The organism is Streptomyces sp. MMG1121, assembly GCF_001280015.1.
Classification (GTDB): domain Bacteria; phylum Actinomycetota; class Actinomycetes; order Streptomycetales; family Streptomycetaceae; genus Streptomyces.
In genome coordinates this window covers 49,555-70,508 of the sequence record NZ_LGDV01000202.1, presented here as the reverse complement: position 1 = coordinate 70,508, position 20,954 = coordinate 49,555, and the positions used below count along the sequence as shown (strand labels likewise).

General features: G+C 70.4%; 19 protein-coding genes, 2 pseudogenes and 1 riboswitch. Of the genes and pseudogenes, 7 read left to right on the top strand and 14 right to left on the bottom strand.

What is annotated here, in order from left to right; genetic code table 11:
• Positions 1-264 precede the first annotated feature (264 nt).
• From ADK64_RS27085 to ADK64_RS27075, 3 genes are all read right to left on the bottom strand, one after another.
• The gene (locus tag ADK64_RS27085) at positions 265-1,434 is read right to left on the bottom strand and encodes a cysteine desulfurase family protein (protein WP_053662948.1); all 1,170 of its coding nucleotides are present in this window, start codon (positions 1,432-1,434) and stop codon (positions 265-267) included.
• Positions 1,435-1,590: 156 nt separating this feature from the next.
• Positions 1,591-1,869 carry a hypothetical protein gene (locus ADK64_RS27080; protein WP_053662946.1) on the bottom strand — a complete coding sequence of 93 codons (279 nt, stop codon included), beginning with the start codon at positions 1,867-1,869 and terminating at the stop codon, positions 1,591-1,593.
• A gap of 5 nt (positions 1,870-1,874) precedes the next feature.
• Positions 1,875-2,069, bottom strand: coding sequence for a hypothetical protein (locus ADK64_RS27075; protein WP_053662944.1), 195 nt, complete (start codon positions 2,067-2,069; stop codon positions 1,875-1,877).
• A 159-nt stretch (positions 2,070-2,228) separates the two neighbouring features.
• Between ADK64_RS27075 and ADK64_RS27070 the strand changes: the two are divergent.
• Positions 2,229-2,702, top strand: a pseudogene (locus ADK64_RS27070) (TetR family transcriptional regulator); the annotation flags it as partial.
• A gap of 224 nt (positions 2,703-2,926) precedes the next feature.
• Here ADK64_RS27070 and ADK64_RS27065 read toward each other — a convergent pair.
• Together ADK64_RS27065 and ADK64_RS27060 are read right to left on the bottom strand one after the other, a co-directional pair.
• The gene (locus tag ADK64_RS27065; protein ID WP_053662942.1) at positions 2,927-3,283 is read right to left on the bottom strand and encodes a hypothetical protein; all 357 of its coding nucleotides are present in this window, start codon (positions 3,281-3,283) and stop codon (positions 2,927-2,929) included.
• Between the two features lie 123 nt (positions 3,284-3,406).
• A complete protein-coding gene (locus ADK64_RS27060; protein ID WP_053662940.1) occupies positions 3,407-4,267 on the bottom strand; it encodes a thioesterase family protein in 861 nt (286 codons plus the stop codon).
• A 171-nt stretch (positions 4,268-4,438) separates the two neighbouring features.
• On the opposite strand from ADK64_RS27060, the gene ADK64_RS27055 reads away from it, so the two are divergent.
• The gene (locus ADK64_RS27055; RefSeq protein WP_053662939.1) at positions 4,439-5,689 is read left to right on the top strand and encodes an alpha/beta hydrolase; all 1,251 of its coding nucleotides are present in this window, start codon (positions 4,439-4,441) and stop codon (positions 5,687-5,689) included.
• On the opposite strand, the gene ADK64_RS27050 is transcribed toward ADK64_RS27055, so the two are convergent.
• From ADK64_RS27050 to ADK64_RS27025, 6 genes are all read right to left on the bottom strand, one after another.
• The gene (locus ADK64_RS27050) at positions 5,598-6,254 is read right to left on the bottom strand and encodes a trimeric intracellular cation channel family protein (protein ID WP_053662937.1); all 657 of its coding nucleotides are present in this window, start codon (positions 6,252-6,254) and stop codon (positions 5,598-5,600) included. The two genes, ADK64_RS27055 and ADK64_RS27050, sit on opposite strands and share 92 nt — an antisense overlap.
• A 160-nt stretch (positions 6,255-6,414) precedes the next feature.
• Positions 6,415-7,857, bottom strand: a complete 1,443-nt coding sequence (locus ADK64_RS27045; RefSeq protein WP_053662935.1) for an ABC transporter ATP-binding protein — start codon at positions 7,855-7,857, stop codon at positions 6,415-6,417.
• Positions 7,854-8,948 (bottom strand): ABC transporter ATP-binding protein, encoded by a 1,095-nt coding sequence (locus ADK64_RS27040; RefSeq protein ID WP_053662933.1) that lies wholly within the window; start codon positions 8,946-8,948, stop codon positions 7,854-7,856. The genes ADK64_RS27045 and ADK64_RS27040 overlap by 4 nt, the downstream gene beginning before the upstream one ends.
• Positions 8,945-9,952: an ABC transporter permease gene (locus ADK64_RS27035; protein WP_053662931.1), complete on the bottom strand. Its 1,008-nt coding sequence runs from the start codon at positions 9,950-9,952 to the stop codon at positions 8,945-8,947. The genes ADK64_RS27040 and ADK64_RS27035 overlap by 4 nt, the downstream gene beginning before the upstream one ends.
• A 71-nt stretch (positions 9,953-10,023) precedes the next feature.
• Positions 10,024-11,793, bottom strand: coding sequence for an ABC transporter substrate-binding protein (locus tag ADK64_RS27030; RefSeq protein WP_053662929.1), 1,770 nt, complete (start codon positions 11,791-11,793; stop codon positions 10,024-10,026).
• Between the two features lie 34 nt (positions 11,794-11,827).
• Entirely contained in the window at positions 11,828-12,826 is a 999-nt protein-coding gene (locus tag ADK64_RS27025) for an ABC transporter permease (RefSeq protein WP_053662927.1), read from the bottom strand.
• Positions 12,827-12,980: 154 nt separating this feature from the next.
• Between ADK64_RS27025 and ADK64_RS49115 the strand changes: the two are divergent.
• A pseudogene (locus ADK64_RS49115) lies at positions 12,981-13,613 on the top strand (AfsR/SARP family transcriptional regulator); the annotation flags it as partial.
• A gap of 49 nt (positions 13,614-13,662) precedes the next feature.
• On the opposite strand, the gene ADK64_RS27020 reads toward ADK64_RS49115, so the two are convergent.
• The 3 genes from ADK64_RS27020 to ADK64_RS27010 form a co-directional block, all read right to left on the bottom strand.
• Positions 13,663-14,430 carry an enhanced serine sensitivity protein SseB C-terminal domain-containing protein gene (locus ADK64_RS27020; RefSeq protein ID WP_053662926.1) on the bottom strand — a complete coding sequence of 256 codons (768 nt, stop codon included), beginning with the start codon at positions 14,428-14,430 and terminating at the stop codon, positions 13,663-13,665.
• Between the two features lie 160 nt (positions 14,431-14,590).
• Complete coding sequence (locus ADK64_RS27015) at positions 14,591-15,382, bottom strand: enhanced serine sensitivity protein SseB (protein WP_053662924.1); 792 nt, start codon at positions 15,380-15,382, stop codon at positions 14,591-14,593.
• A gap of 42 nt (positions 15,383-15,424) precedes the next feature.
• On the bottom strand, positions 15,425-16,117 hold the full coding sequence (locus tag ADK64_RS27010; protein WP_053662922.1) for an AAA family ATPase: 693 nt from the start codon (positions 16,115-16,117) through the stop codon (positions 15,425-15,427).
• Positions 16,118-16,295: 178 nt separating this feature from the next.
• A riboswitch (glycine riboswitch) is annotated at positions 16,296-16,393 on the top strand.
• A gap of 156 nt (positions 16,394-16,549) precedes the next feature.
• On the opposite strand from ADK64_RS27010, the gene gcvT reads away from it, so the two are divergent.
• From gcvT to ADK64_RS26990, 4 genes are all read left to right on the top strand, one after another.
• Entirely contained in the window at positions 16,550-17,668 is a 1,119-nt protein-coding gene (gene gcvT / locus ADK64_RS27005; protein ID WP_053662920.1) for a glycine cleavage system aminomethyltransferase GcvT, read from the top strand.
• A gap of 137 nt (positions 17,669-17,805) precedes the next feature.
• Positions 17,806-18,192, top strand: coding sequence for a glycine cleavage system protein GcvH (gcvH, locus tag ADK64_RS27000; protein ID WP_053662918.1), 387 nt, complete (start codon positions 17,806-17,808; stop codon positions 18,190-18,192).
• Positions 18,193-18,196: 4 nt separating this feature from the next.
• Positions 18,197-19,462, top strand: coding sequence for a serine hydroxymethyltransferase (gene glyA, locus ADK64_RS26995; protein WP_053662916.1), 1,266 nt, complete (start codon positions 18,197-18,199; stop codon positions 19,460-19,462).
• 102 nt (positions 19,463-19,564) lie between these two features.
• On the top strand, positions 19,565-20,932 hold the full coding sequence (locus ADK64_RS26990) for an L-serine ammonia-lyase (protein WP_053662914.1): 1,368 nt from the start codon (positions 19,565-19,567) through the stop codon (positions 20,930-20,932).
• Positions 20,933-20,954 lie beyond the last annotated feature (22 nt).

Below are 20,954 nucleotides of genomic sequence, written 5' to 3'. Positions count from 1 at the left end.
GGATTTATGCTAATGGAAGACCTGCGAGACGAGTGAGGGAGTCCAAGCGGAGTAGCCGACTGCAGCGCGAGATACAGGATCTCCCTTCACCGAGAGGTACGAGATCTCCGCTGGTGCCGACGTCGACGCTCGGGCTGAGAGGCCGGAAGGTCGCAAGGACTGGACCGGAAGGCGACCCCCAGCTACCTGATCCGGACCATGCCGGCGAAGGGAACCCGCCTCGTAGGTCGCTTCACGTCCCGGCCCGTGCCGCCTCGCCGCCGCTCAGCTGAGCCCCGCCGCCCGGGCGCGCTCCACCACCGGACCGATCGCCTTCGCGACGGCCTCCACGTCCGCCTGGGTGGAGGTGTGGCCGAGCGAGAAGCGCAGGGTGCCGCGGGCCAGCTCCGGGTCGATGCCGGTGGCGAGCAGCACATGGCTGGGCTGGGCGACACCCGCGGTACAGGCGGAGCCGGTGGAGCACTCGATGCCCTGGGCGTCCAGCAGGAGCAGCAGCGAGTCGCCCTCGCAGCCGGGGAAGGTGAAGTGGGCGTTGGCCGGCAGACGCCCGCCGGGCGCCGGGTCACCACCGAGGATCGCGTCCGGTACGGCGGCGCGGACGGCGTCGGCCAACTGGTCCCGCAGTGCGCCGATCTCACGCGCGAACCGCTCGCGCCCCTCGGCGGCGAGCCGGCCGGCGACGGCGAAGGAGGCGATCGCGGGGACGTCGAGGGTGCCGGAGCGGACGTGCCGCTCCTGGCCGCCGCCGTGCAGGACGGGGACGGGGGCGTACTCACGGCCGAGCAGCAGGGCGCCGATGCCGTACGGGCCGCCGATCTTGTGGCCGGAGACGGTCATCGCGGCGAGGCCGGAGGCGGCGAAGTCGACCGGGAGCTGGCCGAAGGCCTGGACCGCGTCGGCGTGCAGCGGGATCCCGAACTCCGCGGTGATGTCGGCGAGTTCACGGACCGGCTGGATCGTGCCGATCTCGTTGTTGGCCCACATCACGGTGACCAGGGCGACGTCGTCGGGGTCGCGGGCGACGGCCTCGCGCAGGGCGTCGGGGTGGACGCGGCCGTAGGAGTCGACGGGGAGGTACTCGACCGTCGCGCCCTCGTGCTCGCCGAGCCAGTGGACGGCGTCGAGAACGGCGTGGTGCTCGACGGGGCTGGCCAGCACCCGGGTACGGGCCGGGTCGGCGGCGCGGCGGGACCAGTACAGGCCCTTGACGGCGAGGTTGTCGGCCTCGGTGCCGCCCGAGGTGAGGACGACCTCGCTGGGGCGGGCGCCCAGCGCTTCCGCGAGGGTTTCGCGGGACTCCTCGACGGTGCGGCGGGCCCGGCGGCCGGCTGCGTGGAGGGAGGAGGCGTTGCCCGTGATGCTCAGCTGGGCAGTGAATGCCTCTGCCGCCTCCGGGAGCATGGGGGTTGTCGCGGCGTGGTCGAGGTAAGCCATGGTGACGCCGATTCTACGGGCCCCTCGCGGCCGGCCTCGGCCCCGGATGCGCCTTGGCCGACTTACGCCGGAGCTCGGCGGCCTGACACCCGAGAACCTCCCCCGCCCGGCGCGACCACTGCCGACGGCAGTGACGGCTGTGGCGGTCGTCCTGCCTCACAGGCTCCAGGAGATCGTGTTCGACACCTGCATCGCGATGACCAGGACCGCCAGATCCGCCACACCCAGGGCCAGTCCCAGCCAGGCCCGGCCCCGGCGTGCGGTGCCTCGCCCGAGGGCGACCGCGGCCAGGACGATGGCGATCGGGCCGAGGCAGATATTGAGGACGAGCAGGCCGAGCAGGCCGAGGATGAAGGACGCCACGGCCATGCCGTCGGCGTCCCGGGTGCGCGTCCGGGTGTCGGTGCCGCCCGTGACCGGTGCGGTGAGATGCATGGTGCTCAGCTCCTGGAAGTCGTGACGGACGGACGGTCGGCCGGCGTACGGCGCCGGCGACCGAGGTACTCGCGGGCCGCGAAGACGCCGAGCCAGACGACGATGACGGCGGCGATGAGGCCGGTGACGGTCAGCGGCGCGTGGGCGACGGTGCCCAGCACGACTCCGAGCAGCATGAGTGCGGCGACGAGGAACAGCATGGGATCAGATCCCCCCTCCGAGATGCCACGTACGAGATGACTCGTATCGGGCCGGTGTGAAGTTTGGGTGAACAGTTGTAGTAACAGTTGTTCACTGACTTAGAGTCTAGCGCGCCCCACGGCTTTTCAATTCCAGAGAACAGTTGTTAACTGGATGACATGAGTCACACCCTCGGCATCCGGCAGGCGCAGAAGCAGAAGACCCGGCAGGCGTTCCTCGACGCCGCGCTCGCGCTGTTGGAGGAGCAGAGCCTGAGCAGCCTGGGTCTGCGCGAGGTCACCCGGGCCGTCGGCGTCGCCCCGACCGCCTTCTACCGGCACTTCCGCTCGACCGCCGACCTCGGCGTGGCACTGGTCGACGAGGCGCTGGGCAGCCTGCACCCGATGGTGCGGACGACGGTGTCGACGGCGGGCGGCAGCGAGGAACGCATCACGCGCGCCATCGGGTTGATCGCCGATCACGTGGACGCCTTCCCCGCCCACGTCCGCTTCATCGCGCGCGAGCGGCACGGCGGGGTGCAGCCGGTGCGGGAGGCCATCCGGGCCCAACTGGTCCGGTTCGCCGAGGAGGTGAAGGCCGAGCTGGCCAAGGACCCGCAGGCCGCCGGCTGGAACGACGACGACCTGCTGATGGCCCAGCAGGGCTGAGCGAAGGGCCGGCGGTCCCGCGACGGCGGGGGGGGGGGCCCCCCCCGCGGGGCCCCCCCCCCCCCCCGCCGGCCCGGGGGAGGAGTTTGCAGAAGCCGGTGGCGCGGGCCCTCGGCCGGGCGGGCCCCGCCCGCGGGGGGGGGGGGGGGGGGGGGCCGCCCCCGGGGGCCGCCCCCCCCCCCGCCGTCGCGGGACCGCCGGCCCTTCGCTCAGCCCTGCTGGGCCTGGCCCCCGTTCCGGCCCGCTTCCTGGCCGCCGCCCGGCCCACCACAGCCGCCGCCGGATCCGCCCTGACCTCCCGGCGCACCGCTCGGCATGCCCGACGGCATCCCGCTGGGCGTACCGGTCGGCTTCACCGTGGACGCCCCCGACGGCATACCGGACGGCGCCCCGCCCGGCCGGCGGGAGGCGCCGCCGGCGGGCATGCCGGACGGCGCCTTGCAGGCCTGCTGCCGACCGGAGTTGCCGCTGCCGGAGGAGGACGAGTCGCCGGAGCCGCACGCGGCGAGGAGCAGCGGGGAGAGTGCCAGCAGGGCGACGGCGGGGGCGAGTCGTGCACGCTTCATGGGAGTCAGCTCCGGTGAGGATGAGGAAGTCCTGAGGGCCGCACTCAACCAACGCCGTCTGGGGGGCACTTGGGCGCCTGCTGTCCGTCGGCTGTCAATTCCGGATCAGGCCGTGCGCCGTCGTCAGCCCAGCCTGACGCGGGCGAGTTGGCGGGACTGGGCGACCAGACGGTCGTCGGTGTCCCAGACCTCGGCGTCCTCCTCCAGGAAGCCGCCGGCCAGATTGCGGGTGGTGATGGACACCCGCAGCGGGCCGGGGGCCGGGCGGTGGCGGACGTGGACCGTGAGTTCCACCGTGGGGACCCAGCCCTTGAGACCGATCTCGAAGGCCGTGGGCGGCAGGGCGTCCACCGCCAGCAGCAGCGAGAGGGGATCCGCGTCACGGCCGTCGGCCAGGCCGAACCAGGCGCGCATCTCGCCCCTGCCGGAGGGCGCGCCGAGCGCCCAGCCGAGGGTCGACGGGTCCAGCTTCAGCATCAGCCGGTCGGCGATCGCCGAGCTGCCCTCGACCGGGGCGGGGCCGTCCTCGGGGCCGAAGCAGTGCTCCAGCGGGGGGATCGCGGGCGGCTGCGCGGTCGTACGGACGTCGTCGGGGAGCGTGGCGAGGTCGCCGTAGGAGGCGAGGACGCGGATGCGTTCGACCTCGTTGCCCTCGTCGTCGTACTGGAAGAGGGAGGCCTGGCCGGTGGAGAGGGTGCGGCCGGTGCGGACCGTCTCGGTGCGGATGACCGCGGGGCCGGGGTGGGACGCGGTGAGGTAGTGCGCGGAGACGGTGAAGGGATCCGGGTGCGGGAGCGTGTCCGCGAGGGCCCGGCCCAGCACGGCCAGCAGATAGCCGCCGTTCACGGCGCTGATGATGGTCCAGCCGGCCGAGAGGTCGATGTCGTAGACGCCGGGCTCGCGCCGGGTGACCGCGGTGTCGCGGTCGAACTCGCTGTCGCCGGTCAGGGCCGGCGCGGCGGGTGCGGAAGCTGCTTCTGGCATGGATGAACGGTACAACAGGAAACTACTAAGCGGTAGCTTTTCCGCCCGGACCCTGGAGGCTCTCCTTCGGGTCCCGCCCGGATCGCCCGTCCGGGTGAGGATCCGGCAATTTCTAAGTAAGTGCCCGGACACGTCCACAACCTCGGGCCACTGATTCCCCTCTATGGGGACATGAGCCTCACCGGGACTCCGTTCCTCTACACCACGATCGTGTTGGCCGTGGTCGCACTGATACTGCCGCTCGCCGTGTGGTCGCGGGTGCGCGGGCCCAAGGCCCTGCGTGTCGTGGCGCGGGTGCTGATGCTGCTGTTCGCCCAGGGCACCGCCGTCACGCTGATCTTCGTGTTGGTCAACAACTCCAACAACCTCTACGACAACTGGGCCGACCTGCTCGGCACCGGCAACCATGTGCAGCAGGCCGCCAACCTCGGCGCCGACGGCACCGGCGGCATCGCGTACAAGCGGCTGCCCAAGGTGCAGCAGAAGTTCACCCAGGCCGACGGTCCCGGTATGCACGCGGCCGGCGGGGTCAAGGTCACCCAGCTCAAGGGCCGGGTGTCGGGCGTGAACGCCGAGGTCTACGTCTGGCTGCCGCCGCAGTACAACGAGCCGGCCTACAAGAACAAGAAGTTCCCGGTCGTGGAGCTGTTCTCGGGCTACCCCGGCTCCGCGAAGGCCTGGTTCGGTTCCATGAAGGTGCACGAGCAGCTGGAGCCGCTCATGAAGAGCGGCCAGGTCGCCCCGTTCATCCTGGTGTCCCCGCGGACCAACCTGATCGCCAAGATCGACACCGGGTGCGCCAACATCCCCGGCACGGTGAACGCGGACAGCTGGCTGAGCATCGACGTGCCGAAGATGATCACGGACAATTTCCGGGCGGAGTCCGCGCCGGACGGCTGGGCCGCGGCCGGCTACTCGGCCGGCGCCCACTGCGCGGCCAAGCTCGCCGTCGCGCACCCCGACCGCTACCGGGCCGCCATCAGCCTCTCCGGCTACAACGACCCGATCGGCGAGCGCAACTCGCTGGCCGCGGGGAGCGTCGAGCTGCGGCGGGCCAACAACCCGTACTACATCCTGAAGAACTACCGCACCCCGCCGAAGGTCGCGCTGTACCTCTCCGGCGAGAACGGTGACGGCTATCAGGCCGGTGTGGCGCTGGAGCAGATCGCGAAGCCGCCGACGTCCGTACGGGTGGTGTTCCTGCCGCGCAGCGCGGGCGGGCACTCGATGGCGCTGTGGAAGCCGCAGGTGCCGGCCGTGTTCGAGTGGCTGACCGCGCAGATGACGGGACACGGCACCCCCGCCCGGCACACCCACACGTCGACCCCGCTCAGTCCTCGGTCACCGTCGACCGGCGGTTCCACGCGCGCGGAGCTCGCCAGTGGAAACGCATCGCGAGCAGGCGGAGTGCGAAAGCCGTGACGACCGCGAGCCCGCTGGTGAACGGGGTCAGGGCGTCGTAGCGAATGCACACCACCACCATCGTGGCGCCGACGATCGCTGGGACCGCGTACAGATCGCGGTCCCAGCGCAGCAGTGACGGCACCTCGTTGGCGAGCACGTCCCGGAGCACACCGCCGCCGACGGCGGTCGCGAGGCCCAGCGTCGCCGACGCGGTGAGGCCGAGGCCGTAGCTGTACGCCTTCGTCGTACCGCTGACACAGAACAGGCCGAGGCCGGCCGCGTCGAAGACGAGCACCGCCGCCTGGATCCGCTCCACGTGCGGATGCAGGAAGAAGACGACGAGCGTGGCGAACAGCGGGGTGACGAAGTACCCGAGGTCGGTGAAGGCGGCCGGTGGTACGGCCCCGATGACCAGGTCGCGGAACAGCCCTCCGCCCAGCGCGGTGACCTCGGCGAGGACGGCGATGCCGAAGACGTCGAAGTTCTTCCGGACGGCGAGCAGCGCGCCGGAGATCGCGAACACGAAGATGCCGATGACATCGAGCGTGTGCTGCACGGAGGGGGTGAAGAGAGGCTGAAGCACCCCACATTGTTACTCAGCGACGGTCCGTTTCCTTCGGACGGCTCTTTCGGACGGCCTGTACACAGGACGCACTCCACCAGGGAGTAGCCGCCGACACACCGATGCCCCGCCCTCCGTACGGCACGGAGAGCGGGGCATCACCCGGTGGTCCGGGGCGTCGTCAGTCCTTGGAGGCCGAGGGTTTCTCGGCGGCCGGCGGCTCTTCGGAGGCCTCTGTCTCCTCCGCAGCCTCGGCCTCTTCGGAAACGGCAGCCTCCTCGGCGCTCTCCGTCTCCTCCGAAGCCTCGGCCTCTTCGGCGCTCTCCGTCCCCTCCGAGGTCTCCGTCTCCTCGGAAGCCGCAGCCTTCTCGGAAACCTCGGGCGCCTCGGCTGCCGGGGCCTCCTCGGACGCCTCGCCGGCCGTGGCCTCCTCGGAGCCCACCTCTCCCTCGGCCACCGCCGTGGCCAGTGCCTTCGAGGTCTGGGCGGACTCCGCCAGGACCTCGTCGGCCACCAGCTGGGTCGCCTCCTTCGCCGCCGACAGCAGGACCGTGTCCTGCGGGGCCTGGTCGGCGAAGTTCTCCGGGTGGTGACAGGCCACCCGCTGACCCGGCCTCAGCTCCTTGAGCACCGGCTCCGTGGTGCGGCAGATCTCCGTCGCCTTCCAGCAGCGGGTGTGGAAGCGGCAGCCGCTCGGCGGCGCGATCGGGGAGGGCACGTCGCCCCTGAGCAGGATGCGCTCGCTCTTGGTGCTCTTGCGCTTCGGGTCCGGGACCGGCACCGCCGACATCAGCGCCTTGGTGTACGGGTGCATCGGCGCCTTGTACAGCGAGTCCCGGTCGGCGAGTTCGACGATCTTGCCGAGGTACATCACCGCGATGCGGTCCGAGACGTGCCGGACGACCGAGAGGTCGTGCGCGATGATCACGTAGGTGAGGCCGAGCTCCTCCTGGAGGTCGTCCATGAGGTTCACGACCTGCGCCTGGATCGACACGTCCAGCGCCGAGACGGGCTCGTCGGCGACGACCAGCTTCGGCTTCAGGGCGAGCGCGCGGGCGATGCCGATGCGCTGGCGCTGACCGCCGGAGAACTCGTGCGGGTAGCGGTTGTAGTGCTCCGGGCTCAGACCGACCAGCTGCAGGAGCCGCTGGACCTCCTTCTTCACCCCGCCCTCGGGCTCCACGCCCTGCAGCCGGAAGGGCGCCGAGACGATGGAGCCGATGGTGTGGCGGGGGTTCAGGGAACCGTACGGGTCCTGGAAGATCATCTGGATGTCGCGGCGCAGCGGACGCATCTGCCCGGTGGACATCCGCGTGATGTCCTGGCCCTCGAAGGTGATCGTGCCGCCGGTCGGGTCCTGCAGGCGGGTGATGACCCGGCCCATGGTCGACTTGCCGCAGCCCGACTCGCCGACCACGCCGAGGGTCTCGCCCTTGCGCACCTCGAAGTCGATGCCGTCGACGGCCTTCACGGCGCCGACCTGGCGCTGCAGGATGCCCTTCTTGATCGGGAAGTGCTTGGTCAGGTTCTCGACCTTGAGCAGCACCTCCCGCTCCTCCTGGGCCGGCGCCTGCTTCGGGACCGGGGCTTCGGCGGCGGTGTCCGTCTTCTTCGTCTCACTCACAGCTTCGGCGCAATCTCTTCGGTCCAGATCCGCTCGCGGTCCTCGGCCGAGAGGTGGCAGGCGGAGAAGTGCCCGGTGCCCACCTGCTCCAGCTCGGGGCGCACCGTGCGGGTGACGTTCCCCTTGGGGATGTCCGCGTACGGGCAGCGCGGGTGGAAGGCGCAGCCAGAGGGGACGTTGATGAGGCTCGGCGGCTGGCCCTTGACCGGGATGAGCCGTTCGGAGGTCTCGCGGTCGATGCGGGGCATCGAGCCGAGCAGGCCCCAGGTGTAGGGGTGCTGCGGCTTCTCGAAGACCTCGTCCGCCCGGCCGCGCTCCACGCACCGGCCGCCGTACATCACGAGGACGTCGTCGGCGATCTCGGCGACCACGCCCAGATCGTGGGTGATCATGACGACCGCGGAGCCGAACTCCTTCTGCAGATCGCGGATCAGGTCCAGGATCTGCGCCTGGACCGTCACGTCGAGGGCGGTGGTCGGCTCGTCCGCGATGAGCAGTTCGGGGTTGTTGACCAGCGCCATGGCGATCATGGCACGCTGGCGCATACCGCCGGAGAACTCGTGCGGATAGCTGTCGACACGCTTGGCCGGCTCGGGGATGCCGACCCGGTCGAGCATCTCGATCGCCCGCCGGCGGGCGGCCTTCTTGCTGACCTTGTGGTGCACCCGGTACGCCTCGACGATCTGGTCGCCGACCTTGTAGTAGGGGTGCATCGCGGACAGCGGGTCCTGGAAGATCATCGCCATCTGGCGGCCGCGGAGCTTGCGCACCTCGTCCGGCGAGGCGGAGACCAGTTCCTGGCCGTCGAGCCAGATCTCGCCGGACATCTGCACGTTCTTGCCGCGCGCGCCGAGCCGGTGCAGGCCCATGACGGCGAGCGAGGTGACCGACTTGCCGGAGCCCGACTCGCCGACGATGGCGAGGGTCTTGCCCTTCTCCAGCGAGAAGGACAGCCCGTCGACGGATTTGACCAGGCCGTCGTCCGTCGGGAAGTGCACCTTGAGGTCGCGGACCTCGAGGAAGGCGTCGGGCGCCGTTCCGGCGGAGGTGGGCTCGCCCACGGCGGCGCCCGTCTTGGAGAGTTCGGTCACGAGAGCCTCACCCGCGGGTCGGCGGCGGCGTAGAGCACGTCCACCACGAGATTTGCGATGACGACGAAGAGGGCGGCGAGCAGGGTCACGCCGAGGATGGGGGGCAGGTCGTTGTCGTCGATGGCCTGCACCGCGTACTGCCCGATGCCGTGCAGCGAGAACACGGTCTCGGTGATCACCGCACCGCCGAGCAGCAGGCCGAGGTCCATGCCGAAGACGGTGATGATCGGGGTGAGGGCGGCGCGCAGACCGTGCCTCCTGACGACGACACTCTCTCTGAGGCCCTTCGCCCGCGCCGTGCGGATGAAGTCCTCGCTCATCGTCTCCAGCATGCCCGAGCGGGTGAGCCGGGCGTAGATGGCGGAGTACAGCAGGGCGAGCGAACACCACGCGGGGAAGAGGGTGTTGGCCCACTCCGAGGGACTCTCGGTGAGCGGCACGTAGGTGCGGCCGAAGATCGGCCACTGGTAGGTGAAGAGCAGGATCGCCAGGTTGCCCGTGAAGAACATGGGCAGCGAGACACCGGCGAGCGCGACACCCATGAAGGTGCGGTCGAAGATCGAGCGCGGCTTGAGGGCCGATATGACGCCGACGAGGACGCCCGAGACCAGCCACAGCACGGCGGCGCCCGCGGCCAGCGAGACGGTCACCGGGAGGCGGGAGGTGAGCTGCGGCCAGACCGCCTCATGGGTCTTGAACGAGTAGCCGAAGCAGGGTGCGTCGCAGTGCACCGTGGTGGGACCGATGTTGTAGTCGGCACCGGCCACGATCCCCTTGACGAAGTGCCAGTACTGGACGTAGACGGGCTGGTCCAGACCGAGATTGTGCTTGACCGCGGCGATGTCCGCCTGCGAGGGACTCTTGCCGAGGTACTGCTGCGCCAGCTGGTCCGCCGTCTGGCCGGCGAGTCGCGGCAGCAGGAAGAAGATGGCGAAGGTGACCGCGGTGACGACCAGCAGCAGGATCACTGCCGCGAACGTCCGGCGGAGGATGTACGAGATCACGGGAGCCGGCGCTGGTGCCCGCGGGCGGCTGGCCCGCGGACACCAATGCCTTCACCTGCCTTCCGGGGCTGCTACTTCTTCGTGGTGCCGAGGTTGAGGTAGTCGTACTCACCGCTGAAGGCGGCCGTGGAGACCACGTTGGTGGCGTACGGCGAGCGGTACAGCAGGACCTTGAAGTAGGTCAGCGGGACCAGAACGGCGTCGTTCATCGTCTGCTGGTCGATCTGCGCGTACAGGGCGTTGCGCTTGGCCGTGTCCGGCTCGGCGATCGCCTGGCCGAGCAGGTCGTTCACCTTGCTGTTGTCGTACTGCGACAGGTTGGTGTTGCCGGACTGGCTGATCGCCTTGCCGTTCAGGATCTGCTGCAGGAAGCCGTAGCCGGACGGCCAGTCGGCACCCCACTGCATCATCATGAGGCCGATGTTCTGCTGCTCGGTGAACTTCGGCACGCCCGCGTAGTCGGTGAAGTACTTGCCCTGCGGGTACTGCTTCAGGGTGGCGTTGATGCCGACCTTCTTCAGCGAGCTGATGATCGCCGTGGCCGCGTCGACCTCCTGCGGGCGGTCGGAGCGCGCCGTGATGTTGGTGTTGATCGCGGTCTTGCCACAGGCCTTCAGCTGGTCCTTGGCCTTGGCGATGTCACCGTGGCTGTCCGCGGTCGCGTAGGCGTCCGCCTTCTGGTAGCCGGTGATGTCCGGCGGCAGGACGGTGGAGGCGATCTCACCGCGGATCGGGCCGCCCTCGGCGGTCTGCACCGAGACCTTGTCGATGGCGTACTGGACCGCCTTGCGGCAGGCCACGTTGTCGAACGGCTTCACCTTGGTGTTGATCGCCATGTAGACCAGGCGGCCACCGTAGGTGTTGTCGGTGCTGGCCTTGCCGTCGGCGGAGTTGAGCAGCTGCGCCTGGGTGGAGGCCTGGACGCCGGAGCCCGCGAGGTCGACGGTGGCGTCGCCGGACTGCAGGTCCTTGTCGATCGTGTCCGGGTTGACCTTCAGGTTGACGACGATCTTGCTGGCCATCTGCTTGCGCAGCGGGTCGGTCTTCGGGTCCCAGTTCTTGTTGGGCACCAGGACGACCTGCTTGCCCTCCTGGTAGCTCTGGAACTGGTAGGAGCCGGAGGACACGATGTGCTTGACGTAGTCGACGCCGTCGTCCTTGGACTGCGGCACCGGGGCCGTCTGCGGCGCCGAGACCAGGTAGTCGAACTCCTGGAACGCGCGGTTCAGATGGAAGACGATCGTGGTGTCGTTCGGCGTCTCGATCGAGGACAGGCCCTTGGCGCTCTTGTCCTTGTACGGACCCTTGTACTTGTCGCCGTCCTTCATGAACTGCTGGAAGTAGTTCGGGCCGAGCGAGAGCACGTCACGCGCGAAGTTGGACCGCTCGACGGCGTACTTGACGTCCTTCGAGGTGATCGGCGTGCCGTCCTGGTACTTCAGGCCCGAACGCAGCTTGTACGTCCAGGTCTTGCCGCCCTCGCTGGACACGCCCTTGCTCTCGGCGAGGTCCGGGACGAGCTTGTTGCCCTGCTGGCCCGGGCCGGGCGCGAACGTCATCAGCGGGCGCGCGTACAGCCGGCTGAAGTTGTACATGTACGCGTAGTAGGTGTTGCCCGGGTCGAACGAGTCCGGCACGTCCGACATCTCGTAGGTGACCGTGCCACCCTTCTTGTCGGACGCGTTGACGACACCCTTGGTCGCCGCGTTGGCGCCGGCCGCCTTCGGGTTGTCCTTGTTGTCATCGGCCTTGCTGCAGCCTGCGAGCAACAGGCTTACGGAGCCGATGGCCGCGACCGCGGCCAGCGCTGACCTTCGCATGATGGTCTGCTTCCCCTCCATTGATCGGAAACTTGATGGGGCTCTCGGGTGCTGCCTAGCGGCTGCGGGGGTCGAGAGCGTCGCGGAGACCGTCGCCGAGCAGGTTGAACGCCAGGACGGTGATGAAGATGGCGAGGCCGGGCACGATCATGTACTGGGGATCGACCTGGTAGTAGGTGACCGCTTCCCGGAGCATGCCGCCCCAGGAGGCCTGCGGGGGCTGGATGCCGACGCCCAGGAAGCTCAGGGACGCCTCGAAGAGAATGTTGGTCGGGATGAGCAGCGTCGAGTAGACGATGATCGGGCCGACCAGGTTGGGCATCAGCTCACGGAAGAGGATGTACGGGCCCTTGGCGCCCATGCCGCGGGCGGCGTCGACGAACTCGCGCTCCCGCAGGGCGAGGGTCTGACCGCGCACGATCCGGCCCAGGTAGGGCCAGTTGAAGAAGCCGATCACGAAGATGAGCACGCTCAGGTGCAGCGGCAGTCCGTTGAGGCCGAAGGCGCCGCCCTGGAGGGTGGCGGAGATGGCGATGGCGAACAGCAGCAGGGGGAAGGCGAGGAAGATGTCCATCAGGCGGCTGATGATCGAGTCGACCCGGCCGCCGTAGTAGCCCGCGACGACACCCATGACGGCGCCGAGCACATTGGACAGGATCGTGGCGCCGAAGGCGACGACCAGCGAGACCCAGGAGCCCTCGAGGATGCGGGTCGCGATGTCCCGGCCGAACTTGGGGTCCACGCCGAGCGGGTGGTCCAGGCTCATGCCGCCCCAACCGCCCTTGGGCAGCGAGGTGTCGGGGACGATCAGGTTCTGGTGGAAGGCGTTGGGGTCGAGGCCGAACATGGCCTGGATGGGGCGCGAGAGGATCGCCAGGGCGATCAGCAGGATCACGATGACGCCGCCGGCGACGGCGACTCTGTCCCGCTTGAACCGGGACCAGGCGATCTGCCCCAGGGAACGACCCTCGATCTGCCCCTTCTCGGCACCCGCCAGCACAGCCTCCGGCTGCGCGTCGGCTGCCGCCCCGGTGGTCTCGATCGGTGCGGTCACGGTGAGCGACCCCTCTCGCCGGTGGTAACCGGCCTGCGCCTGCCGCGGATTGCGGCTTTGTCGACTTGCCATCGATCACGAGGTCTCGGCCTCATGTCTGAGTGGGGAGTCTTCAGCGTCGTTGCGATCACCCGCCAGGCCTGACGGCGAAAGTATGCGCAACCGTGATGCAGTACGAGGTGTTCCGTTATCCGAACAGGGCAGGGCCCCTGCCGAACGGGACGAGGAGAGTCACTGGGGCCCGCAGAGCACCCCATCTGGGCAGCTCTCGCGGCTTTTCCCGCAGATCGTCAATGTACTTGCGGGGTTTTGCTGCCTGACTCATGATCGCCGCATGCTCCTGTGGGCCGGCGAGACCGTGCCGAGCAGCGCTCGTGCCAGTCTGCACGCCCACGTTTCCCGGCTCCGCCGCTCGTTGCAGGGAGAGGCCGCGCAGCGAGAGATGTCGGTCGTCTCCTCCGACGGTGCGGGATGCGCGCTGCGTGTGGACCCCGAGTCCGTGGACGTCCGCCGCTTCCAGGCGCTCGTCCGCCAGGCCGACCGGGTGTCCAGCCCCGGCGCGTGCGCCGTACTGCTCGACCGCGCGCTGGAGAACTGGCAGGGATCGGTCCTGGCCGGCGACGCGTCACCGGAACTGGTGCAGCGGCTGAGCACCGGGCCGGACGAGATGTACCTGTCCGCGCTCGCCCTGCGGGCCGAGGCCCGGCTGACACTCGGTCAGCATGATGGCGTGCTGGAGGAATTGGCCCAGTCGGTCCGGGACCACCCCTGTAACGAACGGCTTCGGGCGACGTGTGTCCGTCGGCGGGGGCAAGCCCGACGGATGACCTCGCCGGTTATGGGTACTCGTAGCCGGGAACCCGGTCGGGGACGGCCGCGTAGGCCTCGCGGTCGTAGAACGGACGGGCGCCGGCCCGCATCCACATCACGACCGGGTCGTAGTCGTCGGTCATCGTGACCGTCGACACCGGCAGGCCCTCGGGGACGGCGCCGACGGACTGCTGCATCATCGCGCGCACCGAGTCGACCGCGGCCGGGGAGGCGTCGTACACGTCGAGGCCGATCGCGAGGTACGGCGCCCCGAGCGCGGGCTGCACCCAGGCGCGGCGCAGGGAGCGCAGGGCCGGGGTGCGGTGGGCGTTCTGCGCGAGCAGGGCGTAGAACTGCGGGATCTCGATGCCGGGTTCGGTGAGCCGGAGGGGTCCGGCGGGCTGGCGGTCCAGGCCGGTGGCGATGCGCCGCAGGTCCAGCCAGGGGATGCCGACGCCACCGCCCCGAGCGTGCGGGTTGAGCCAGAGGCCGTAGTGGTCCGGGTACAGGGTGCGGGCCACGTCGAGGCCGTCGACGACCTCGTACGACCGGTTCCAGCCGCTGGCCGAGAGCTCCTGGGCGGAGGTCACGCAGGGGGCGTAGTGGAAGCCGTCGACCTCCATGTTCCCGTACTGGGCGTCCGGGGAGCCGGACTGGCCGTGCCACAGCAGCATCCAGATCTGGCCGGAGGACGGGGTGGCGAGGGCACGCAGCAGGGCCTCGTAGGCGTCGTAGCGTCCGGGCGTGACCTGGCGCAGCGTGTGCTCGACGCTGCCGCTGTGGCTCGCGCTCACCTGTCGTGCCCTTCTCTTCAGTGCCCTGCGTTCAAAGACAGCTTAAGCGTCTGCGGGGGAGCTGCCCCGGGTTCGGGCGCGGGTGCGGATCGTTCGTGACCGGTCGCGCCCGCGCGGCGGAGCCGCACGTCGAGCACGGCCCCGCGCCCCGCGGGCGGATTCAGTGACCGTATTGGTAGAAGGGCCGGACGTTCGCCTTCAGCCATTCCGCCACCGGGTCGTCCGTCACGTCCAGGAGGACCAGGCTGACCGGCCAGATGACCGGGACCTTGCCCAGGGCCCGGCCCAGGGCGTCCATGGGGCGGGTGCGCAGGTCGCCTTCCCACTGGGCGAGTTCCACGCCGACGAACATGACCGGTTCGTCCGTCTCGATGGCGGCCAGGCAGCGGCGGGCACTGCGGACCACGCCGGTCTCGGCGAACTCGGCGGACGCGGCGGAGAGGAAGTCGACCGGGTCGTCCTGCCAGTCGGGCTCGAAGAGGCGGACCCGGCCGCCGGTGTTCGGGCCGTCGAGGGGGGTGCGGCCCGCGCGGCACAGCTCGGCCACCGCGGCCGGCGGGAGCGGGATGCCGACCAGCGCGTCCGGGTTCACCGCGATGCCGACCTGTGGGGGCAGGCCGCGGGCGAACTCGACGGCGGGGGCGATGGTGTACGCCATGTGGGAGCCGGCCGCCTGGCGCAGCTGCTCCTCCGAGCTGAACACCGGGACGTGTACCTGGCCTTCGATGTCCAGCGTGGGCAGGTCGAGCGGGCCGCTGCCGGGGCCGCCGCCGTTGGGCAACGGGATCCACAGGAAGCTGCGGCCGAGGACCTCGATGATCCGGCCGGCCGCCGCGGGTATGCCGAGGGAGGCCGAGAGCACCTCCTCCAGCTCGTTGCCGGGCCAACCGCCGTGCGGGTGGGGGTGCGCCTGTGCCGGGAAGTCCGCGGGAATGTCCGCCGGGAAGTCCATCTGCCTACCGCCTGCTGGGAACCACTGCTGTGACCATGAAGGCTAGCGGGTGGCTGTGACAACACCGCCCCCCGTGAACACGATCCGGTGCAGGACGTCCGCCGCGGCCCGGTCCAGGAGCAGCGCCGCGTCGCAGCCGGCGGGCAGTGCGCCCCGCTCGACCGCGTCGAGCAGCCGGGCGGTCGTACGGCGGTGGCGGACGAAGGCGTAGCGGGAGACGCCCCGGCCGCGCTCGCGCTGGCCCGCGCGGGCGGTCTCGGGGGTGACGTCGAGCAGCACCAGATGCAGGGTGCCGCCCCGGCGGCGGGCCTCGCGGGCGAGCCAGCCGCGCACCCAGCCCTGGGTGCCGCAGTCGTGCACGACGACGCCCTCGCCGGTGCGCAGGACGCGGCGCAGGCCGGCGTAGTGGGCGAGGCGGACCAGGGGGCGGTAGAGCGCGTAGGGGACGAGGCGGGGCATGCGGGCGGCCCAGCGGTCGCGGGCGTCCTGGGAGTCGACGCGACGGCCCCGCACCGCGCGCCGCATCAGGGTGGACTTGCCGCTGCCCGGCAGGCCGGTGATCACCACCAGGTCCTGCGGGCCGAAGAGCAGGGCGCGGGGGCTGCGGCCGGCCCGGTCGCGCAGATCGCGGACGACCGGGGCGGGGCGGTCGGCGCAGCGCTCGCGCGCCGGGGCGCAGGGCTGCTTCGGCACCGCGATGCCGGTGGTGGCGGCGTACGCCGTGGTCCTGTTCACCGTGATCGTCCTCCCCTGTGGGCCAGGTAATCTCCATGCCCGTTTCATGTAAAGAGAAGGTAATGTGCACTGTCTTGCAGTGGGGTGCGCGTACTGCCACAGGTCGGTTACAGATGCGGCCCTGACGGGCGGGGGTGCGGCGTGCAATGATGTGCCCGCCAACTGCATACCGGCCGTTTGAATCCGCGCGGGAGAGTCCCCAGCAGCCTTCGCTGGGGCGCCGAAGGAGCAAGTCCCTCCCTTGAATCTCTCAGGCCCCGTTACCGCGCGGGCGAGGCACATCTGAAAAGCGGGCCGCTGCGACAGTGGCTCCACCCAAGGTGCAAGCCGTGACCGTCCCCGTGGCGGTCGTGGCGAACCTCTCAGGTTCCGATGACAGATGGGGAGGAACGTTCCTCGCCTGTCCTGCCTTTCCTGGGAGACGACCGACCGATGAGCAGTACCGAACTCCGCCATACCGCACTCGACGCGCTGCATCGCTCGCTCGGTGCGACGATGACCGACTTCGCCGGCTGGGACATGCCCCTGCGCTACGGCTCCGAGCGCGACGAGCACGTCGCGGTGCGGACCCGGGCCGGTCTGTTCGACCTCTCCCACATGGGCGAGATCACGGTGACCGGCGCCGAGGCGGCCGCCCTGCTCAACCACGCCCTGGTCGGCAACATCGGCTCCGTCGGCGTCGGCCGTGCCCGCTACACCATGATCTGCCGGGCCGACGGCGGCATCCTGGACGACCTGATCGTCTACCGGCTCGCCGAGGCCGAGTACATGGTGGTCGCCAACGCCTCCAACGCCCAGGTGGTGCTGGACGCGCTCACCGAGCGTTCCGCCGGCTTCGACGCCGAGGTGCGCGACGACCGGGACGCCTACGCGCTGATCGCCGTCCAGGGCCCCGAGTCCCCCGGCATCCTGAAGTCCCTCACCGACGCCGACCTGGACGGGCTGAAGTACTACGCCGGCCTGCCCGGCACCGTCGCCGGCGTCCCGGCGCTGATCGCCCGCACCGGCTACACCGGCGAGGACGGCTTCGAGCTGTTCGTGAAGCCCGAGCACGCCGTGCAGCTGTGGCAGGCGCTGACCGAGGCCGGCGAGGGCGTCGGCCTGGTGCCGTGCGGCCTGTCCTGCCGCGACACCCTGCGCCTGGAGGCGGGCATGCCGCTGTACGGGCACGAGCTGACCACCTCCCTCACCCCCTTCGACGCCGGCCTCGGCCGCGTGGTGAAGTTCGAGAAGGAGGGCGACTTCGTCGGGCGCGAGGCGCTCGAGCAGGCCGCCGAGCGCGCCGCTTCCGAGCCGCCGCGGGTGCTCGTCGGGCTGATCGCCGAGGGCCGCCGGGTGCCGCGCGCCGGGTACGCCGTCGTCGCGGGCGGCGCGGTGATCGGCGAGGTCACCTCCGGCGCCCCCTCCCCCACCCTGGGCAAGCCGATCGCCATGGCCTACGTCGACGCGGCGCACGCTGCGCCCGGCACCGAGGGCGTCGGCGTGGACATCCGAGGCAGCCACGAGCCGTACGAGGTCGTGGCACTGCCTTTCTACAAGCGCCAGAAGTAGAGACTGGGCGCGATCACGTCCCGCACGGGGCCGGTCCCGCAGCGAGTACGTGACCCTGCGCACATCTGCCCGCTCACCAGCGGTTTCCGCAGTCCCCCCTTCATCAGCACTCCCGCGCGTACAGGAGAATTCAGGCCATGAACAACCCCCAGCAGCTGCGCTACAGCAAGGAGCACGAGTGGCTGTCGGCCGCCGAGGACGGCGTGTCGACGGTCGGCATCACGGAGCACGCGGCCAACGCGCTCGGCGACGTGGTCTTCGTCCAGCTCCCCGAGGTCGGCTCCACGGTGACCGCGGGCGAGGACTGCGGCGAGCTGGAGTCGACCAAGTCGGTCTCCGACCTGTACTCGCCGGTCACCGGTGAGATCACCGAGGTCAACGAGGACGTCGTCGACGACCCGTCGCTGGTGAACTCCGCCCCCTTCGAGGGCGGCTGGCTGTTCAAGGTGCGCGTCGCGGGCGAGCCGGCCGGTCTGCTCACCGCCGACGAGTACACCGCCTTCACCACCGGCGAGGAGGCGTAGCCCCATGACCGTCCTGAACACGCCCCTGCACGAGCTGGACCCGGAGATCGCCGCCGCGGTCGACGCCGAGCTGCTCCGCCAGCAGTCCACGCTGGAGATGATCGCCTCCGAGAACTTCGCGCCGCTCGCGGTGATGGAGGCCCAGGGCTCGGTCCTCACCAACAAGTACGCCGAGGGCTACCCGGGCCGGCGCTACTACGGCGGCTGCGAGCACGTCGACGTCGCCGAGCAGATCGCCATCGACCGGATCAAGGAGCTGTTCGGCGCCGAGTACGCCAACGTCCAGCCCCACTCCGGCGCCTCCGCCAACCAGGCGGCCCTGTTCGCGCTGGCCCAGCCCGGGGACACCATCCTCGGCCTGGACCTCGCCCACGGCGGCCACCTGACCCACGGGATGCGGCTGAACTTCTCCGGCAAGCAGTTCAACGTGGTCGCCTACCACGTGGACGCCGAGACCGGCCTGGTCGACATGGCCGAGGTCGAGAAGCTCGCCAAGGAGCACCGCCCGAAGGTGATCATCGCCGGCTGGTCGGCGTACCCGCGCAAGCTGGACTTCGCCGAGTTCCGCCGGATCGCCGACGAGGTCGAGGCGTACCTGTGGGTCGACATGGCGCACTTCGCGGGCCTGGTCGCCGCGGGGCTCCACCCGAACCCGGTCGAGCACGCGGACGTGGTGACCTCCACGACCCACAAGACCCTCGGCGGCCCGCGCGGCGGCATCATCCTCGCCAAGCAGGCCTTCGCGAAGAAGCTGAACTCCTCCGTCTTCCCGGGCTTCCAGGGCGGCCCCCTGGAGCACGTGATCGCGGCCAAGGCGGTCTCCTTCAAGGTCGCGGCGAGCGAGGACTTCAAGGAGCGCCAGCGCCGTACGGTGGAGGGTGCGCGCATCCTCGCCGAGCGCCTGACGGCGGCGGACGCCCGCGAGGCCGGCGTGAACGTCCTGTCCGGGGGCACGGACGTCCACCTGATCCTGGTCGACCTGCGTGCGTCCGAGCTGGACGGCCAGCAGGCCGAGGACCGTCTGCACGAGGTCGGCATCACGGTCAACCGCAACGCCGTCCCGAACGACCCGCGCCCCCCGATGGTCACCTCGGGCCTGCGGATCGGCACACCCGCCCTGGCCACCCGGGGCTTCACGGCCGAGGACTTCGCCGAGGTCGCGGACGTGATCGCCGAGGCGCTCAAGCCGTCGTACGACGCGGAGGCCCTCAAGGCCCGGGTGAAGACCCTGGCCGGGAAGCACCCGCTGTACCCGGTTCTGAACAAGTAGGACACGTTTCACGGGGCACCGCGCACACTGGGAGTACCGGAGTGCGCGGTGCCCGCACCCTGTACCACCTTTTTCGCATCACCCCCTCTTGAGGAGTCGTCCGTGGCCATCTCGGTCTTCGACCTGTTCTCGATCGGCATCGGCCCGTCCAGCTCCCACACGGTCGGCCCGATGCGCGCGGCGCGCATGTTCGCCCGCCGCCTGCGCAACGAGGACCTGCTGCCCTCGGTGGCATCGCTGCGCTGCGAGCTGTACGGCTCCCTCGGCGCGACCGGCCACGGCCACGGCACCCCGAAGGCGGTGCTGCTCGGCCTGGAGGGCGCCTCGCCGCGCACGGTGGACGTGGAGTCGGCCGACGAGCGGGTGGCGGCGATCAAGGCGGCGGGCCGTCTGCGGGTGCTGGGCGAGCACGAGATCCCGTTCTCCTTCGACGACGACCTGATCCTGCACCGCCGCAAGGCCCTGCCGTACCACGCCAACGGCATGACCGTCTGGGCGTACGACGCCGAGGGCGCCGAGCTGCTCTCGAAGACCTACTACTCGGTCGGCGGCGGCTTCGTCGTGGACGAGGACGCGGTCGGCGCGGACCGCATCGTGCTCGACGACACGGTCCTGAAGTACCCCTTCCGCACGGGCGACGAGCTGCTGCGCCTCACCAAGGAGACCGGTCTGTCGATCTCCTCCCTGATGCTGGAGAACGAGCGGGCCTGGCGCACGGAGGAGGAGATCCGCGCGGGCCTGCTGGAGATCTGGCGGGTGATGGGCGCGTGCGTGCAGCGCGGCATGTCCCGCGAGGGCATCCTCCCCGGCGGTCTGAAGGTCCGCCGCCGCGCGGCCGTCTCGGCCCGCCAGCTGCGCGCCGAGGGCGACCCGCTGGCCCACGCCATGGAGTGGATCACGCTCTACGCGATGGCCGTGAACGAGGAGAACGCGGCCGGGGGCCGCGTGGTGACGGCCCCGACCAACGGCGCGGCCGGCATCATCCCTGCGGTCCTGCACTACTACATCAACTTCGTGCCCGGCGCGGACGAGGACGGCGTGGTGAGGTTCCTTCTCGCCGCCGGCGCGATCGGCATGCTCTTCAAGGAGAACGCCTCCATCTCCGGCGCCGAGGTCGGCTGCCAGGGCGAGGTCGGCTCCGCCTGCTCCATGGCCGCGGGCGCGCTGGCGGAGGTCCTCGGCGGCTCCCCGGAGCAGGTCGAGAACGCCGCCGAGATCGGCATGGAACACAACCTCGGCCTCACCTGCGACCCCGTCGGCGGCCTGGTCCAGATCCCCTGCATCGAACGCAACGGCATGGCCGCGGTGAAGGCGGTCACGGCGGCCAAGATGGCGATGCGCGGCGACGGCTCCCACAAGGTGTCCCTGGACAAGGTCATCAAGACCATGAAGGACACGGGCGCGGACATGAGCGTGAAGTACAAGGAGACGGCCCGCGGCGGGCTGGCGGTGAACATCATCGAGTGCTGACGGCAGCCACGGGCGGGCCCGG

Coding starts and splice junctions, on each gene's coding strand:
- ADK64_RS27085 (WP_053662948.1), bottom strand. CDS start 1,434: ATGGCTTACCTCGACCACGCCGCGACAACCCCCATGCTCCCGGAGGCG.
- ADK64_RS27080 (WP_053662946.1), bottom strand. CDS start 1,869: ATGCATCTCACCGCACCGGTCACGGGCGGCACCGACACCCGGACGCGC.
- ADK64_RS27075 (WP_053662944.1), bottom strand. CDS start 2,069: ATGCTGTTCCTCGTCGCCGCACTCATGCTGCTCGGAGTCGTGCTGGGC.
- ADK64_RS27065 (WP_053662942.1), bottom strand. CDS start 3,283: ATGAAGCGTGCACGACTCGCCCCCGCCGTCGCCCTGCTGGCACTCTCC.
- ADK64_RS27060 (WP_053662940.1), bottom strand. CDS start 4,267: ATGCCAGAAGCAGCTTCCGCACCCGCCGCGCCGGCCCTGACCGGCGAC.
- ADK64_RS27055 (WP_053662939.1), top strand. CDS start 4,439: ATGAGCCTCACCGGGACTCCGTTCCTCTACACCACGATCGTGTTGGCC.
- ADK64_RS27030 (WP_053662929.1), bottom strand. CDS start 11,793: ATGGAGGGGAAGCAGACCATCATGCGAAGGTCAGCGCTGGCCGCGGTC.
- ADK64_RS27015 (WP_053662924.1), bottom strand. CDS start 15,382: ATGGACTTCCCGGCGGACATTCCCGCGGACTTCCCGGCACAGGCGCAC.
- gcvT (WP_053662920.1), top strand. CDS start 16,550: ATGAGCAGTACCGAACTCCGCCATACCGCACTCGACGCGCTGCATCGC.
- gcvH (WP_053662918.1), top strand. CDS start 17,806: ATGAACAACCCCCAGCAGCTGCGCTACAGCAAGGAGCACGAGTGGCTG.
- glyA (WP_053662916.1), top strand. CDS start 18,197: ATGACCGTCCTGAACACGCCCCTGCACGAGCTGGACCCGGAGATCGCC.